Source organism: Nostoc sp. PCC 9305, from assembly GCF_963920915.1.
In the GTDB taxonomy this organism is placed as follows: domain Bacteria; phylum Cyanobacteriota; class Cyanobacteriia; order Cyanobacteriales; family Nostocaceae; genus Nostoc.
In genome coordinates this window covers 1-15,006 of record NZ_CAWUDN010000043.1, presented here as the reverse complement: position 1 = coordinate 15,006, position 15,006 = coordinate 1, and the positions used below count along the sequence as shown (strand labels likewise).

General features: G+C 41.2%; 16 protein-coding genes. 9 read left to right on the top strand and 7 right to left on the bottom strand.

What is annotated here, in order from left to right; genetic code table 11:
* Positions 1–5: 5 nt before the first annotated feature.
* Positions 6–368, bottom strand: coding sequence for a hypothetical protein (locus ACM0OX_RS17545; RefSeq protein WP_414516366.1), 363 nt, complete (start codon positions 366–368; stop codon positions 6–8).
* The gene (locus ACM0OX_RS17540; RefSeq protein ID WP_084177611.1) at positions 365–691 is read right to left on the bottom strand and encodes a DUF5674 family protein; all 327 of its coding nucleotides are present in this window, start codon (positions 689–691) and stop codon (positions 365–367) included. The genes ACM0OX_RS17545 and ACM0OX_RS17540 overlap by 4 nt, the downstream gene beginning before the upstream one ends.
* Before the next feature lie 238 nt (positions 692–929).
* Here ACM0OX_RS17540 and ACM0OX_RS17535 point away from each other — a divergent pair, with 238 nt between their 5' ends.
* The 7 genes from ACM0OX_RS17535 to ACM0OX_RS17505 all read left to right on the top strand — a co-directional run bounded on the left by ACM0OX_RS17535 (position 930) and on the right by ACM0OX_RS17505 (position 6,933).
* Positions 930–1,586 carry a hypothetical protein gene (locus ACM0OX_RS17535; RefSeq protein ID WP_414516365.1) on the top strand — a complete coding sequence of 219 codons (657 nt, stop codon included), beginning with the start codon at positions 930–932 and terminating at the stop codon, positions 1,584–1,586.
* A gap of 48 nt (positions 1,587–1,634) precedes the next feature.
* Positions 1,635–2,489: a hypothetical protein gene (locus ACM0OX_RS17530; RefSeq protein WP_414516364.1), complete on the top strand. Its 855-nt coding sequence runs from the start codon at positions 1,635–1,637 to the stop codon at positions 2,487–2,489.
* Positions 2,489–3,145: a type I restriction endonuclease subunit M gene (locus ACM0OX_RS17525; protein ID WP_414516363.1), complete on the top strand. Its 657-nt coding sequence runs from the start codon at positions 2,489–2,491 to the stop codon at positions 3,143–3,145. Before ACM0OX_RS17530 ends, ACM0OX_RS17525 begins: the two co-directional genes overlap by 1 nt.
* Before the next feature lie 353 nt (positions 3,146–3,498).
* On the top strand, positions 3,499–4,926 hold the full coding sequence (locus ACM0OX_RS17520; RefSeq protein WP_414516362.1) for a hypothetical protein: 1,428 nt from the start codon (positions 3,499–3,501) through the stop codon (positions 4,924–4,926).
* Between the two features lie 55 nt (positions 4,927–4,981).
* Positions 4,982–5,395: a XisH family protein gene (locus ACM0OX_RS17515; RefSeq protein ID WP_181927201.1), complete on the top strand. Its 414-nt coding sequence runs from the start codon at positions 4,982–4,984 to the stop codon at positions 5,393–5,395.
* A complete protein-coding gene (locus ACM0OX_RS17510) occupies positions 5,383–5,721 on the top strand; it encodes a XisI protein (RefSeq protein ID WP_094333515.1) in 339 nt (112 codons plus the stop codon). The genes ACM0OX_RS17515 and ACM0OX_RS17510 overlap by 13 nt, the downstream gene beginning before the upstream one ends.
* Positions 5,722–5,748: 27 nt before the next feature.
* Entirely contained in the window at positions 5,749–6,933 is a 1,185-nt protein-coding gene (locus ACM0OX_RS17505; protein WP_414516361.1) for an ARPP-2 domain-containing protein, read from the top strand.
* Positions 6,934–7,239: 306 nt separating this feature from the next.
* On the opposite strand, the gene ACM0OX_RS17500 is transcribed toward ACM0OX_RS17505, so the two are convergent.
* Together ACM0OX_RS17500 and ACM0OX_RS17495 are read right to left on the bottom strand one after the other, a co-directional pair.
* Positions 7,240–9,126 carry a type IV secretory system conjugative DNA transfer family protein gene (locus ACM0OX_RS17500; RefSeq protein ID WP_414516360.1) on the bottom strand — a complete coding sequence of 629 codons (1,887 nt, stop codon included), beginning with the start codon at positions 9,124–9,126 and terminating at the stop codon, positions 7,240–7,242.
* Between the two features lie 127 nt (positions 9,127–9,253).
* The gene (locus ACM0OX_RS17495; RefSeq protein ID WP_414516359.1) at positions 9,254–9,487 is read right to left on the bottom strand and encodes a hypothetical protein; all 234 of its coding nucleotides are present in this window, start codon (positions 9,485–9,487) and stop codon (positions 9,254–9,256) included.
* 181 nt (positions 9,488–9,668) lie between these two features.
* Here ACM0OX_RS17495 and ACM0OX_RS17490 point away from each other — a divergent pair, with 181 nt between their 5' ends.
* The gene (locus ACM0OX_RS17490; protein WP_414516358.1) at positions 9,669–10,775 is read left to right on the top strand and encodes a DUF5895 domain-containing protein; all 1,107 of its coding nucleotides are present in this window, start codon (positions 9,669–9,671) and stop codon (positions 10,773–10,775) included.
* 299 nt (positions 10,776–11,074) lie between these two features.
* On the opposite strand, the gene ACM0OX_RS17485 is transcribed toward ACM0OX_RS17490, so the two are convergent.
* The 3 genes from ACM0OX_RS17485 to ACM0OX_RS17475 form a co-directional block, all read right to left on the bottom strand.
* On the bottom strand, positions 11,075–11,803 hold the full coding sequence (locus ACM0OX_RS17485) for a hypothetical protein (protein WP_414516357.1): 729 nt from the start codon (positions 11,801–11,803) through the stop codon (positions 11,075–11,077).
* Positions 11,804–11,806: 3 nt separating this feature from the next.
* Positions 11,807–13,798 (bottom strand): M23 family peptidase, encoded by a 1,992-nt coding sequence (locus ACM0OX_RS17480; RefSeq protein WP_414516356.1) that lies wholly within the window; start codon positions 13,796–13,798, stop codon positions 11,807–11,809.
* A gap of 113 nt (positions 13,799–13,911) precedes the next feature.
* Positions 13,912–14,220, bottom strand: coding sequence for a hypothetical protein (locus ACM0OX_RS17475; RefSeq protein WP_414516355.1), 309 nt, complete (start codon positions 14,218–14,220; stop codon positions 13,912–13,914).
* A 139-nt stretch (positions 14,221–14,359) separates the two neighbouring features.
* Here ACM0OX_RS17475 and ACM0OX_RS17470 point away from each other — a divergent pair, with 139 nt between their 5' ends.
* On the top strand, positions 14,360–14,992 hold the full coding sequence (locus ACM0OX_RS17470) for a hypothetical protein (RefSeq protein WP_414516354.1): 633 nt from the start codon (positions 14,360–14,362) through the stop codon (positions 14,990–14,992).
* Positions 14,993–15,006 lie beyond the last annotated feature (14 nt).

Below are 15,006 nucleotides of genomic sequence, written 5' to 3'. Positions count from 1 at the left end.
ATCAGTTAGGATTGTTGTACAGCAGGTAATTTTGACATTTGCAAAACACTGTCTGACCAAGTGCCAAGTTCTTGAATAATCTGGTTTTTAGCTTCTGTGTTATTCCAGGCTTGTTCCCAGTTAAACAGCCAGCGTGTGAGAAACCTTCCTAAGTTTGCTAACTCAAAAGCATTATCAATATCTATATCTGGGCCTATCCACTCAATAAAATACATAGTCTCTCTAATCAGGCTTTTGACCACATCCTCATCCGTAGAGTCACTGAAAAGTTGACTTATCCGTGCTAAATTAGTTGCCAATTTTCCCAATCTAACAGGAATACTATCTTGCACAAAGGTTTCTTGCTCATAAGTTAAGCCACTATTCATCCCAGAAACTCCATAATAATTGCGGCAACCTGTTCTCTAATCTTAACGTCCATAATTTCCATTGAACGATTCTGTCGGGGACGGAGATTAACCATAGACTCATAGATTATCTGTTGTGTATCAGGTCTAAAACTAGCAGCCCAAATATCACTCTGCTTACTGCCATCTTCTAGCAACGCCTGTTCACAGTAAAAGTGCATTTCACCTCCCCCAGCCAGAATCCGATGTTCAATATCTACCGCTACCTTAATATAAAACTTTAACTCTTGTAGCATCTGCTCAATTTGCCCCGGTGTAGCACGAACTCTAATAATCTCAATCAAAAAACTTACTCCTATTAAACATACGCTTGCCCTGGCTATCTTGCCTAATTACATCAGCCTTCAACTATCAACATTAAAACCCAATTGGTGCGTAGCTTTGTAACTAAATTTTCTACTTCCTGCAACTGGATTTCCTGCAACCGGCAATACGCTGTATATCTGTATTGAAGCATAATTAATCGAAGTAATTAATTTGCAGCTTACCGCTGCATGGGAGAGATGTTATATTCTCTCCACCATGCCAGTAATTAATCTTGCCGATATTCAACAAATTACTAAAACACAGCAACAACTCCTATTACCCAGTCAAAAATATTATCCAAATCGCTATGCCTTTGACTCTATAGTTGCAGATAATTTATCTTTGGTGATGAAACAACTATTTTTAGGACTGACTGTAGAACCTTTATTAAATGCCTATCCTCAAATTGCTCAGTGGGTTGATCAAATACAGGAACTTGCACCGGAAATTTTTCAATCTCGGAAAAAGTTATTAGTCGATAATCCAGTTATTGCACCTCTTGCAATTAATGACGACAAGCACTTTATTCAAGTATTAACAAATATAGCATTTAAACAAGGTATTCCCAGGCTTTATGAATGGGCTATACGCCATCCATACTTAAGCTGGCAAGACCGGGTAAAGTTGTGGACTACGGCTAGACAATACTCAGTTACTCCTAACCAAATACAACTCGTAGTTTTAGCATTACATCCTGTGAAACCAGCCCAAAGATTAGATGTACGCTGGAATAAAAAGGATCAGATGCAGACTGAAAAATGGTTAATTAAACTACTAACTCAATCTCCAGATAACAAATCACAATCAAACATAGTCATTCCTGAGTTATCGTCAATGGTCAATTTAGAAGCTATTCCAGAAGTCAAGATTTAAGAGGCTAATGCCTCTGCCATTGGCAAATGCTTGTTACAGATAATCCCAATGGTACTAAAATCAACTGTTGAACATGGATGGCTATTATCAAAACTACTGAAATTAGATGATGAATATCAAGGTAGGTGGGAGCAATGGCGATGGACAATGGAAACTGGAGAACTGCCTAAAGAAATACCACAAACTGAGTTTTTAGACTTAGGACATCCTCAAGTTTTACAGATGCTCTCAAGCTGTCTGCAATCTATTCCTAAAGGTGGATGTGGCAGTCCTTCCAGATTTATTCCCTATTTCACTGACTGGTTACTTTATGCTCTAGGGCATCCCAGCATTGCTAAATTGCCTCATGAGCCAGAGGGATGTAACGGTGCGAGTAATCGTCTTATTCAAGAACTAGAACTGAAGCTTTTGATTTCTTGTCCCTTCGATTACTTCGGTAATTTATTGGCTGCTAATCGTTACGGGCAATCAAGAGCTAAATTCTATCCTACTCCTACTTGGACAGCCAGGACAATGGCTATTGCAGCAGTTGACAGTTCTGCTGCAATAGCACCATTTCATATATATGAACCAGCACTTGGTACAGGAAGATTAGCATTGGAAATGTCAAATTATGCCATCAGTTTGACAGGCTGGGAGTGGGATTCACTACTAATAAAAATAGCAAGTTTAAACTTCATGCTTTATGCTCCGTACTTGGCATTGCCTATTCCTAGTTTGGGTGGAGATTTAGTCATCGGAGACACCCTGACTGGCAAGGGTATTTCTTTTATCCGACCAAATCTAAAGTATGAAACTTCTGCATCAACACCTAAACCGAAGCTAAATAATAGTTTGCTGATTAATGGTATCAAATACGAAAATACTAAAGCACAAAATATGTTGCAAGGAAGTTTATTTTGATGGAAATTCAAATTACTGAATGGCAACAACTATTTCAAAATTGTGTCAGTAATCCTCCTCTGCCAATTTCCTTGCCTACTGTAGCCATTGCCAATCCTCCCTATTGCAAAATTAATCTCACTTCCGATTCAGAACTAACCAGATTTGAGATGGCTTATAAATGGATAAAACACGGAGATGGAAGCTACGTTATTACATCTAAGTTGAAAACCCAAGCAGAACAAGAGTGCTTATTTGTAGAACAGTGTTTAAATCAATTGCAACCTGGTGAAATAGTCTGTATCTTGGTATCTAATGGAATTCTGTCTTCATCTAAGCAAGCACACTTTCGCCAATGGCTATTAAAAGACATGGCTTTGCTAATTGCTTCCATTCAGTTACCTACAGAAAACTTTCAGGTAGAATGTGGATTGGGAATTATCACCAGCTTTTTGATTCTTCAGCGCAAAGGTGGAGATTTACCAGTACCAGAAGATTACTCAATCTTTATGGCAGTTGCGGATAAAATTGGTTTTGATAGTCGAGGCCGTCGTCTGTTTCGTCCAATTACAAATGGGCAACAAACCCAAGAAATTGATAGTGATTTACCTCTGATTCTAGAAGAGTTCAAAAAGTTTATCAAAGAGGTATGGCAAAATAATAATGTTGAGAAATAGCACTTGCTGTCTATTAGCGCCGTCAAAGTTACCTATGCAAGTTGTATATGGGGAAAATCAGGACGTATCTCATGAATTTGCAGACTTACTTTAACAACTATAGGATTCCTATTTAATTTTTGAAAAACTGAGAAAATAGAAGCCTTGCGTCATAGAGGTTAGAGCCTCAGTATACTTAGTAAGATTTAAGTCGGATTCCTCTAGCTATTTTCTAATCTAGAACTTAAAATAGTCGTTAATACTGTTTGCGGGACTTTGGTGCGACTTCCGAACCTAGCCTGTAACGCTATCCTAGCTTGTCGTGTCGTCATTCCCCGAACAGTACCCCCTTCAAAAAAGCCACTATGCCAACAATGGACATTAATCGGGCTAACCAACATCAGCAGGTGGCAAGGGAAGATTTAGTCATGTTCATTAATGCCTGCCTCTCCTGCACAGGACAGCGTGAGTTCTACGGTGATGGTTACGGACAGCGCGTATCTATTGACTTTTTGCACGACTATATTTTAGGTAATTACCGATTACTCTATACCCGGACATTAGCAGCAGGAATTAACCACTTCAACCAAGCGCAGATTATCCTCAAATTACTAGCAACAGGAAAACATACACCCCCTGAACATCGACAAGAAGAAGGTGCATTAATTGCCGCAGCATTAACAGCCCTACCACCACAACGAGGTTGGGAAGTATTGCAACAATTGCGGAAAAGAAGTATCAATAATCGTCGTAGCAGAGCGATCGCTCGTGATTATCTCCAGCAAAAACGTGACATCAACTTTGATGCTGTGAAGTATCGCTCTAAATTTCGAGCGATCGCTTCCCATGCTCACCTCACCCTACCAGGGGAATTAGGCAACTTCCTCTTTGGTAAATGGAAACAGCAAGTTTATCAAACAGAATTATTCGAGACATTTCGCCAAGCACACTATAGCGCTCAAGCAGTTTATCAGTTACCCTTTACAGTTGCCGAAGGTTTAGCAGCGAAACATGGAATTAAACGAGAGGTCTTTTTATCCCGTATTCAAGAGCAAATGACCTTGAATGAAAAATTGCGCTTTCAAGGTTCAGCCAACCGCACAGAAGTAGAAATCGACATTAATTTAGGTCATCTCCCCCTAACTCGTTTGGCACTGTATATCCTATCTTTGCCATTGGATACTCGTAAACAGCAGTGGGATATCTTAAACCAAGCATTAGAGAAATCTGCTGCCTTCACATTAAGAAAATCACCCCTAAAACTAGGACGAGTAGCAGCAGTCCTAGATTGCAGCTACTCCAGTTCCGGTTCAGCCGAAAAACATCGTCGTCCTCTAGGGGTAGCTTTAGCTACTCATTACTTACTAAAAGCAGCATCCCAGGAATACCAAGCTTTTTGGACAGCATCAACCAGCGATCCACTGCTGATTCTACCTCGTGGACAAACAGACCTAGCTACTCCCCTACTGGATGCTTTGGACTGGGGCGCAGATTTAGTAGTACTTGTCACCGATGGTTGGGAAAACGATCCCCCCTGTGGAGCATCGGAAATTCTGCGTGTATATCGCGATCGTTTAGACCCAAAACAAAAAACTTCCATTATTCATTGCAATCCTGTTTACAACGCCGATGACTTTTCTTTACACCCCCTGAGTCCCGCAATTCCCACAGTAGGATTACGAGATGCAGAAGATTTACCTACGATGTTGGGCTTTGCCCGGTTTGCTGAAGGTTCTGCATCTTTAGCTGAACTGGAGGCATATTTAGCAGAGCGAGTCAAGCAAATGTTGGACAGGGTGTAGGCTGTAAGGTATAGGTGTACCTCATATAGTTGAAAACCGTTGTAAATATTCCACTATGGCCAAAGACCTATTCCACCAAGCCGTCAAGCAAGCCTTAATCAAAGACGGATGGACAATTACTAGCGATCCATTAATCATTCGCATAGAGCGCGTTAAACTAGAGATTGATCTCGCTGCTGAAAAAGTATTTGCTGCTGAAAAAGATGAGCAGAAAATTGCTGTAGAAATTAAAAGCTTTATCAATCCCTCCGTTATTAGTGATTTTCATAATGCACTAGGTCAGTTTCTCAACTATCGCCTTGCCTTAGAAATGACTGAACCTGATCGCATCCTCTATTTAGCTGTTCCTATTGATATTTTTAATACTTTTTTTCAGGAGCGTTTTACTCAAGCAGCAATATCACATTATGCCCTAAAAATAATAGTATATAAACCGAATACAGAGGAGATAATCGAATGGAAAAACTAGCCAAATATCGCCAAATTGTGCGCGAATTATTAATCGCCCATGCCACCCCAAACCCCCCAAACGAACCAAATATTGAATGTCAACTCATTTTTGATACAGAACACGATCACTATCAAATTCTAGATATTGGTTGGCAAGAGTTTAATCGTATTTATGCCTGTTACATTCATTTAGACATTAAAGATAATAAAATTTGGATTCAGCACAATATGACAGAAGCCGATATTGCTCAAGAGCTAGTGGAAAGAGGAGTTCCAGCTTCAGATATTGTTTTAGGCTTGCATCCCCCATACAAACGCCCCTATACCAAATACGGTGTTGCTTAAAGTTAATAAAAATAGACACACCATCTTATGGCATCCAAAAGCAATCTGTTAGCAGACATATCACTCAAAGGACTAGAAATTGCTCCTTCTCAAATACGGGGAACAGTGCGGATTGTGCCATTATTGCGTCATCAAGTACGTAACGACTTGCGTTTGCTGCGTCGTAGCTACGATGAAGATTTAGCAGTTGTTTCCTTAGCAGGAGAAATGACAGCACCAGGAATGAAATATTTTTCCTATGTTCCTCACGGCCTAGTGTTGTCTTGGACTAATGACGGCAGTCCTGTGGGGGCTTTTGGGGGACAGCTTTTTAAAACAGATGGTAAACAGCTAAACTATGGTTGCGCCAGTGTCCGGTTGATGCACCGAATGGCGAAGCGGGAATCTAGTAATCAACTGAGATTTTTGCCACTGCACTTGGCAATGGAAGGTTTTTTATCAATGTTTTTCTCTGGCCCTGATATTGCCTGGAGTGAATATTCTAAGTATGCCCTTTCTCATGGGTTGGGTAGCCGAATGGAAAGCTCTTTTAGTGGACGTTACATTGCTGGACTTGAAGATGCTTTGCGGGTATTTGAAATTCACTCTCAACAGGTTGGAGTATTAGTATTTGTTGCCGAAGCATTAGCATCAGCTTTTGTAGTACCGACACCAGAGGACTATCGACTTCTGCACAATAGCTTGTTAGAAGATTTCTATGGTGAGTTACTGTACCAATACGCGTTGCTGCACGATACTACTTTGACCATGAGTGTATCTTTAGATGAGTCAAAAATTAATGATTTAACAGCTTTGAGAGTAGCAGTACAAAATATGCGTTCAGATTGGGCATCGTTTCAGGGTTTCATGGCCGAGGGACTGTTAGGACGCAAGTTAATTTCCCAAAAAGTCTATACTGCTGGTTCGTTCATGTTACAACGATTTATTACTGACCTCAACCCCAACGAAGAAAATCATATTGGGGAAGCAATTATTCGAGAGAATGGTGAATTGGAGTATTTGAAGACTTACCGCTTATCAGGAATGCAGACTCGCCGAGTTTATTTGCTGAGTCAGTTAGCAGAGCATAATTGGAATTTGGATGCTACAGCTAGTAAATTGGGCAATACACGAGAGGAATTTGTGCTGCGTTTAGAAAAGGTGGGTTTTGGTTATTTGCTTAATGCAGAAGTACGACAAGCGGCATTGAAAAAAGTTAAGGGTAAAAGGTGATATTGTCTTGCTAAGATTCAGCATTAATTTGTAAAAATTTAATTTCAATACATTCGCCAATTTCCGAAGGAGTAAGCTGTCGTGCGTATAACTTGCACTTTTTAGGTCTGCAACCATTGGTAACTCTGTAATGCTCTGGAAAATTACAGATGCGACAGCTTATATATAACACTTAGTTAAACAGCGTTAACACAACCTAAAAAAGTGAAAAAAGGCTGCCAAAATCTACCAGTTAACACTGAAGATTCTATGCAGTGAGCAACAAGATATCCAACAATATTTCGCTTCTTAAAAGCTACCAGCCTCTTATCCTTGCAATCCGGGAGTTTGATAAACTCGTGCTGGGAAATTTTCTAAAACATCAGTTTCACTGCTACTAGACTCATGTGCAGGTGCTACATCTTCTTCTGGTAATGGCAACATCCGCGCGGCTGACTCAATCCGTTCATGTAATGCTTGTGTTAAAGTTTTAATATCAGGAATTATCACCTGACTTTCTAAAGCAGGTTTAACTTGTGTGTCCCAAAGAGCCTCACTATCATGCGCCCGTTTTTCATCGGCTTTAGACACGGGAATAATTAAAGGATAAGGAATAGAAGCTTGTCCCTCGGAACTGTAACCAGGACTGGTAATTACGCACTTGCCTTGAGGAAATTTCAAAATTTCGTCAGCACTGATTACAGGCATTTTTTGCAAATTCTCACTCCAGCTAATTGAACGGCTCATTTGTCCGCCAAGCGATCGCCCTGTGGTACGATTTTTAATCAGCACTTCCTTCTCACCGTAACGCTTTGAGTAATCCTCAGCCGTTTTGTAGTTCCCAGGATTAAACAGAACATGGGTACTACAAGCAGAAGCGATCGCACTCCCCATTTTATCTCCATAAATATCGTAAAGTTGCTCTAAACTTTGGATACCCAGAATAAAGCAGGCACCGTTGGAACGATATTCATTAATCCATTGAGGTAAACGGTCTAGCTTAATTGATGGTAATTCATCCAAAGAAATAATCAACGGGTCTTTGCGGGGACGGCTCAAATTACCAACAATCATCAAGTGCATTGCAGCCGCCAGCAGAGGCCCAACCACACTGCGGCGTTCATCATCTAGCTTGAACACTACCATCTCTTTACCTTCCAGCTTAGTGGGAATGTCCGATTTCCCTATAAATGCCCTCAGCAAATCAGCTTGGATGAAAGATGAAAAAGTACCTGCTGCTGTGGTCAAAATCCCAGAAATAGTCTTCTCTGCATCCTTAGCACTCAAAAATTGAATAAACGAAGTTGCCACCCATTCATCCAACCTTTTGGACTGTACTGCATGGTCAAGACGTTGTACAAGTTTTGGCAACCGCAGCACCGCATAAAGCATCGCCATATCTGGGTAAGGAGAACCCTTAACTAACTGCAAAAGTGCTTTAGCTAACAAGTCACCGGCTTTAGCAAAGAACTCATCACTTTTACCACCACTGGAAGCATTGCGGTTAATCACTTGTCCAATTTCCCCCGCCATTACCCCATCGCGTGCATCACGCATATAATCCAAAGGATTGATCACACCGCTAAAGGGTTCACCGGGGGCAAATACTCGTACTTTATAGCCATAACGTGCAGCTAGGGGTGCATGGAGTCGTAGTTGGTCGCCCTTCTTGTCGTAGAGTAAAATCGGAAAACCTTGCTGCATCGCACTTTCTAACATCCGGTCTATGGTAGAGTAGGTTTTACCAGACCCAGGCGCACCTATTACCAGTGTTCCCCTTTCGGCATTGGGAAACCAAACTGTAGGAGATGCACCTAACATTGTTTGCAGATTAGTAATTAGCGTAGGCGTAGCCCATCGTAGATATCGCCATTTACCTTTTACCCAATAGCGAGGAGTTCCAGACCACAGGGTAACTTTATTGTGTTTATGCTCCTTGATTTGCTTGAGTGCTAGGTTAGTTGCTGCTAGTTTCTCGCTAATACCGGAGACTTTACCAGTGGTAATTTTTCCCTTACCACTACCACTGATTTGCAACAACAGTATAACGAACAGTATTCCACCTACCATCATCCAACCTTGGGGATTGTTATACTGTTGAAACAACTTGCCAAAGTCAATGCTAGCCAGAGGTGCTTGGAAGGATGACACTTCAATTAATGTCGAGTTAGCAGTGATCTGGTTGTGTGGTAGATTTTTCTGGGAAATGTTCATAGCAGTGAAGTATGCATTTAGCAGAAATTTTAGCTACCAAGTGAAAGCTAGGGTATTGACCTTTTGGACATTTTTTTAGAGGTGTTAGAAACTCTATTTCTAGAGGAGTGTCAGATACATAACAGCTTTATGAATGATTGCTGTTAAACCTGGCCAATAAATCCTCACGGGAGAGATTCGATAACTGCAACAGTAAAGAAGCATACTCTTGTGAAGGTAGCTCTAGAATAGGCTGAATAATTGTGGCTAATTGTTCATCCAGCCTACCAAATCGAACTGTTGGTAAATTTTCTACAACCATCCCTTGCCCTTGCTTTTGAGCCTCTTGCTCCCACTGCACATATAATGGTGATAATTTCATGATTAACCTCCTGTCATCCTCATCTATATTTTCGCTAGTTTGTAAATTAGCATTCAAGATACTTTATTTGATGGCGTAGTTTAAATCTGTGGTGGAGAGTAATTGCCTCATAAACAACGATTGGTAAATAAGTTTTGAGGCTAACGCCTCATGCGTTGGGCAATCATATTTATGTACTCCAATGGTTAAATCTAGGGTTTCAAACAACTCTAATCGCTCCAATCAATCTACTGGCAAAACTGCTGCTGATAATCCCAAAGCTAATACCAAAGCTCAAGCAGCTAAATCTAAAGCTTCTAACACTCAATTGTCAGACCTTGATATTGACGATATTGACCCAGAACTTCTCAGCGACAGTTATAACCAAGTTAGACGACCGTTACTGCCTTACGGCATTGTCGTTAATGACAAACCCGCCGGACTTCTAATTCCAGAAGACCAGTTAGAAAAGGCTGGCTGGCTTGATATGCCTGATGAAAACGACCTAACTATTGTCACCCTAACTGAAGATGTTACTGGACTCTTAATTACTCAAGCACGCTTATTAGTTTTAGCTTTTGTACCAGAATATATCCGTTATAAGTCAGATGTTGAAGACTTAGGTGGTTCTTTTGTTGGGCTTTATGATGAATACAAGCATAACCTTGACAAGAAAACAATGGATGTGTGTTCAGAACATGCACTGGTGTTTCTGGATGAGGATAATCAACCCCTGCATACTACTCCTGTCGTTGTCCGCTTTAAGAATGTAGCTCTCTGGAGTTTTAAGTCGGTGCGTGAGGAGTTTTACCGTTCTTTGGAGAAAACCTTTGCTAACTATTTCCAAGTGCCATTTAGCGGCAAAAGCGATAGGTGGCGTAGCTTAGGTGTACTGGAAGTCGAGTTCAAAGCTGTCAAAGAAGGCGAAGGTAAGAATAAACACGACTGTTGTAAGACTGTAGCTTATACCAAACCCACCGTTGAAAATCTGTCTCAATTTTATTTGGGTCAACCCGCAGCTAAAGCCCTAATTTGGCAACAACATGATGCGATCGCTGGTTTTAATGAACCTCAATCACTACCTGCTTTGCCGGGAGAATCGGTATCTGTAGACGTGGAAGTATTGCCACCAAATAAGAATAGGAACAAAACTCAAAGCGTTCGTAAATCGAAACCAGCGACCAAGCCACCTCGCAAAATTCAACTTATTGACGATGATGACTTCCTCGATGAAACCGACGATTTGGAAGCTGAGTTAGACGATGATGATTTTGAGGAGGAAGACGATGAACTGGATGATGAGGAATAGTCCAATGCAACTATAGCGTCTGTGCTGGTAAACTACCCAGTACTCAGTGCTGAGTCATGAGTTCTGAGTAGATTAAAAGTCACTCAGTACTTATGTACTTGGTATATGCCCCGCACGGCATCCACTTGTGGGCGGCCTTTTAACTCAGCACGGGCTAAACGCCCCGCTACCGCTAACAGCACTCTTCATCCACCATTGACCTAGATACCGATTTAATGGGAATTTCCTAGAGGTTTTAGAAGAAAACTCTGCCGTAGCTAAGATGACTATGGCAGAGTTTTCTTCTAGATTTCGAGTTATCAACTTTGGGAATTTTTACTATTAGTGAAAAGCTGACTATCAGCAAGTTGATAGCCAGTGCCATTGAAACAAAAATTCAATTGGCGTAGCTGCTCTTGCTCAGTTTGCAGTACTTTAATGCACGGTAATGCCTGACCTCGGTTCTCTCCCACTGACAACAAATGTTTACCTGGTGGTAGATTGGGATTCAAGTAACTCAAGAATACCTGAGTAATTGGTTTGTCCTTTCTGAGCCAGTAACCAGTATACAGACATCCCAAAGCACCACAGACATCAGGCGTGTTCAAGTTGAAAACTGCAAACCTGCCGTCTTTCCCTTCCACACTCCAAGCCAGTATATTTTTAGCAGATACTTTGGAATTTAACTCTGTATTTTCTACAATCACCTGTTCAACGACTGTAGCAGGCACAACATTAGCAGCTTTGTTCCAAGTAACAGTTGCCGCATTTAAGCTACAACCCCCTAAGCTCATGAGAATCGACAGCAACAAAAAGATGCCCAAACCAATGCGAAACCAATGAATCCAGTAGCGTACCCTCATAGTCGGTGCTGGTAATTGATATGCAGTTGTCTTCAGTGGTTGAGACTGAGTAGAGGAGGCGGAGTCAGAATAAACTCCCTTTCCTTCCCCTGTTTGTCCAAAGTGTATTTTTGAATGCAGATCAGTATCAAGTATTTCTTTTATCTCATGGGGTGAAGTAATAGAAGTTTTAGATAAATCTGTCATAGTCTACCTCCCATTTTCAGTATTTTTAGCAGTGCTGATGTAGCTAGAATTTACATTAGGAGAACAGGTCAGCGTTTCATTATCGCTATTACTGTTGCGATAACTAGCTAAAGCGGTTTTGCCGTAATCTTTGAGACTGAGGCGACCGAGGGCATCTGAGCCATTTCCATCAACTTTGCTGTAATCACCACCAAAATGCTTTTGAGCCACTCGTTCAATTAGGCGTTCGCCCGTAAATGGCTGTCCTGTAGCCGGATCGATTTGCTCTTGTGTCACTTGAATTTTTTTAGCCATATCAGCCATAAATGCCCTATCTTGGTCAGCTGGAGGAAAAAACTCAAATAGTTCAGCCTCTGTTGGTTGATGCCCTTGCTCTACTTGACTCAAGAACTTTTGACCTCCAGGCTTGGCAGCAATTAACTGCACTGCATAGGGGTTATAACTCATGAACTGGTAGCGACCGAGAGCGCGACCACAATTTAACCCCCCATCCGCACAGGTATGTATGCCAATGGCTTTGTAATCGCCGCTACCAGCGCTCTCAATCTCCGCAATTGCATTTGAGAGCGATCGCAAATCAATACCAGAGAATGATTGATCTGTTATCGACTGACTAGCACTACTAAAGGTGCATGGATTAATCTTCTCTGTTACTCCAGTACGGTTGGTAGTGTTAGCTTTCGGCTCTCTTGTCGCTCCAGTTGGTAAAGACGCGGTATTTGTCCTCTGTTCACTCAAATTACCTACAAATATCAGAGAGTTAACCTTGTAGCTGAAAAAAGGAACAGGCCCGATAAAGTAAGGTGTACAACCCATTCGCCAAGCACAAAACCGAAAGAACAAAGCCGTATCTACCGTATCAGTCGTTTCATCCGGCTCCATTACCACCACCTTAAAAGCTTTACCAAACGGTAGCCGTCCTGTTGGTTCCCGACCGTTATTCACTGCTTTCAGGATACCCCGCCCGCCCTCGACTTCTTGGTATTTACCGGAAATCCACTGTTTACCTTCCAACTTACTGCGATGGCGGAACGCCCACCTTCGGTGATCGCTACGACCTGCATTTTCCAAATCATCCAATTCTAAGTAAGCGCAGTCTTTTACAGTACAAGGCACAGAAAACCCTTGCACGTCTGAACCAGAAATCGTATTGTTACGGCGGTTTTCTGCTGGCCCATAAACTACATCAATCCGCATTACCAAGCTACCAATTTCAGTGATGGGATTAGGCATTAATCCTAAAGGTACTTGTCCCAAACCAGGAATATCCGAAACATTGCTATTCATCCAACCTGTAAATTGTTGTAGCTGTACTGCATCTAAGTTAGGAATTGAAGAAATAGAAAACTCTGACAAGTCGATTTCTCCCAGCTTCATTTGCCCAACTTCATACTGTGTTAGTACTTGAGCTAGTGTTAAATTAGATGCAGCAATCCCCTGAGATTTTAGTAAGGTTGCAACAGGTGTAATATTGTTTACTTGTGTCTTAGCTAATTCTGGAACAACCTGAGCTAAATGGCTCAATGTCTGCTCACCAATTAGGGGAAATTCACTCAAGGCAATTTTGTTTAAATCTATACTGTTAATGTCTGTGTTCGCCTCTGGTTGTGTGCCCAGAGCGATCGCCTGGATCGCCTGCAAAGAAAACTCCTCTGCCTGTAATGCTTCACTGATATCTCCTAACTTCAAATATTGGTCAGGAGTCATACCCACATTCCAAGTGCGACTCAGGTCATAACCTAGTGTTTGACTGTAGGGACTGCCATCAATTGCACCGGATTGACTGATACCTGGTAGCTGGGCCAGAGAAATGCGGCTCCAGTCTGGCAGCAAAACTTTAGTAGCAGGTAGTCGAGACTGAGGATTTGCAACTTCTACAATTCGAGTCGGTAAATTGCCATCACCAATTGTGTTGATTGTAGCTTGTGCGGCGATACTATAAATAATACAAGCAATGACAACCAGAAGAGATATCCATACTTTTGGTATCTTCATAATTTCAGGTTTAAAAATGACAGCAACTACACCCCGATAAGCAAAGTAATTTATTGAATGAGAACCCAATTAATTGTTGCTTATGGGGTATAGGAAGAGAGTGAAAATATGACTTATAACTCTAGCTCCGGGAATGCTGACTGTTGACTTTTCTTAGACTTGTAACCGGAGCCAGAGCCATATCCTGGTAATTGAGGATTGGGATTAGCAGCCGATTCAGTGTAAGGTGTATCCCCAAGATTGATTTCAAAAATATTCTCTTGATAACCATCCCTAAATTGGTCTGTTTGCAAAGGATTACTACTATCTCCAGAACTTGATTGCTCAACACCGTAACATAAAGATTGATAGCCACTGCCAGACTGATAATTACTACTGTCGTCAGTATCAAGATTTTGGTTAATTGTGGGTTCGTTATTCATTGGCATTACCTAAAAAAGCTGTATCAATGCCAGCATAAAAAGATTTATCTAGTATCAGCATTTACCTTTTGGACATTAATTTTTTAGCCGATTGGCTATTTTTGGTGATGCGCTCATATCGAGATGAAAAATGGAGCAAATGAATTTCATTTCACCAGAAATAATGGCAGAAATTAGTGATGTTAATAGTACCAAACTGCCAGACAACACCCGAAAAATGCTGCAAGTTCTGGCAAGTTTAAATACACCAAAAGAATTATTAGCAAGCCTTTTAGAAATAGCTGAATTTTCCCTACACCATGTTCGCTACCTTGCAGGGCCATTGGTAATTCATCGCAGTCCTTGGAGTGATACGATTCCCCAATGGCTGAAGTTTGCTTGTATTCAGGATCGATTGGAACTTATCTTCACTGAATACGAACAGAATCAGGTTGGTGTTTCCAGCACAGCCACAGAAGTTCTTACCTACATGATGCCTGCAACTTACGAAGCACCTTTACATAGGGATTACGCTGACCTTTATCTTTGGGTAGGTAATGAAGTTTTAACCAAATACGATAAATTACCAAAGGGTTGCAAGAGTTTTTATGAATTTATAGGTGATGGTGATACGAGCAATGCCAGCAATAATCGCATCATTCATTTTAATCAGGTAAAAAATGAATTCGACTATCTTAGCAGGTCAATTCGACGCAGCATAGTTAAACACGCAGCACAAGAGGGATGGGGTAACCCGGATTTCTCACAAGTGAGAAAAAAACACTTGGATTAGCCAGATTTAGGATA

Excerpts from the sequence above, each read along its gene's own strand:
- ACM0OX_RS17490 (WP_414516358.1), top strand. The coding sequence starts at position 9,669 with ATGGTTAAATCTAGGGTTTCAAACAACTCTAATCGCTCCAATCAATCT.
- ACM0OX_RS17485 (WP_414516357.1), bottom strand. The coding sequence starts at position 11,803 with ATGACAGATTTATCTAAAACTTCTATTACTTCACCCCATGAGATAAAA.
- ACM0OX_RS17530 (WP_414516364.1), top strand. The coding sequence starts at position 1,635 with ATGGTACTAAAATCAACTGTTGAACATGGATGGCTATTATCAAAACTA.
- ACM0OX_RS17505 (WP_414516361.1), top strand. The coding sequence starts at position 5,749 with ATGGCATCCAAAAGCAATCTGTTAGCAGACATATCACTCAAAGGACTA.
- ACM0OX_RS17515 (WP_181927201.1), top strand. The coding sequence starts at position 4,982 with ATGGCCAAAGACCTATTCCACCAAGCCGTCAAGCAAGCCTTAATCAAA.
- ACM0OX_RS17495 (WP_414516359.1), bottom strand. The coding sequence starts at position 9,487 with ATGAAATTATCACCATTATATGTGCAGTGGGAGCAAGAGGCTCAAAAG.
- ACM0OX_RS17510 (WP_094333515.1), top strand. The coding sequence starts at position 5,383 with ATGGAAAAACTAGCCAAATATCGCCAAATTGTGCGCGAATTATTAATC.
- ACM0OX_RS17545 (WP_414516366.1), bottom strand. The coding sequence starts at position 368 with ATGAATAGTGGCTTAACTTATGAGCAAGAAACCTTTGTGCAAGATAGT.
- ACM0OX_RS17480 (WP_414516356.1), bottom strand. The coding sequence starts at position 13,798 with ATGAAGATACCAAAAGTATGGATATCTCTTCTGGTTGTCATTGCTTGT.
- ACM0OX_RS17535 (WP_414516365.1), top strand. The coding sequence starts at position 930 with ATGCCAGTAATTAATCTTGCCGATATTCAACAAATTACTAAAACACAG.
- ACM0OX_RS17470 (WP_414516354.1), top strand. The coding sequence starts at position 14,360 with ATGAATTTCATTTCACCAGAAATAATGGCAGAAATTAGTGATGTTAAT.
- ACM0OX_RS17500 (WP_414516360.1), bottom strand. The coding sequence starts at position 9,126 with ATGAACATTTCCCAGAAAAATCTACCACACAACCAGATCACTGCTAAC.
- ACM0OX_RS17525 (WP_414516363.1), top strand. The coding sequence starts at position 2,489 with ATGGAAATTCAAATTACTGAATGGCAACAACTATTTCAAAATTGTGTC.
- ACM0OX_RS17475 (WP_414516355.1), bottom strand. The coding sequence starts at position 14,220 with ATGAATAACGAACCCACAATTAACCAAAATCTTGATACTGACGACAGT.
- ACM0OX_RS17520 (WP_414516362.1), top strand. The coding sequence starts at position 3,499 with ATGGACATTAATCGGGCTAACCAACATCAGCAGGTGGCAAGGGAAGAT.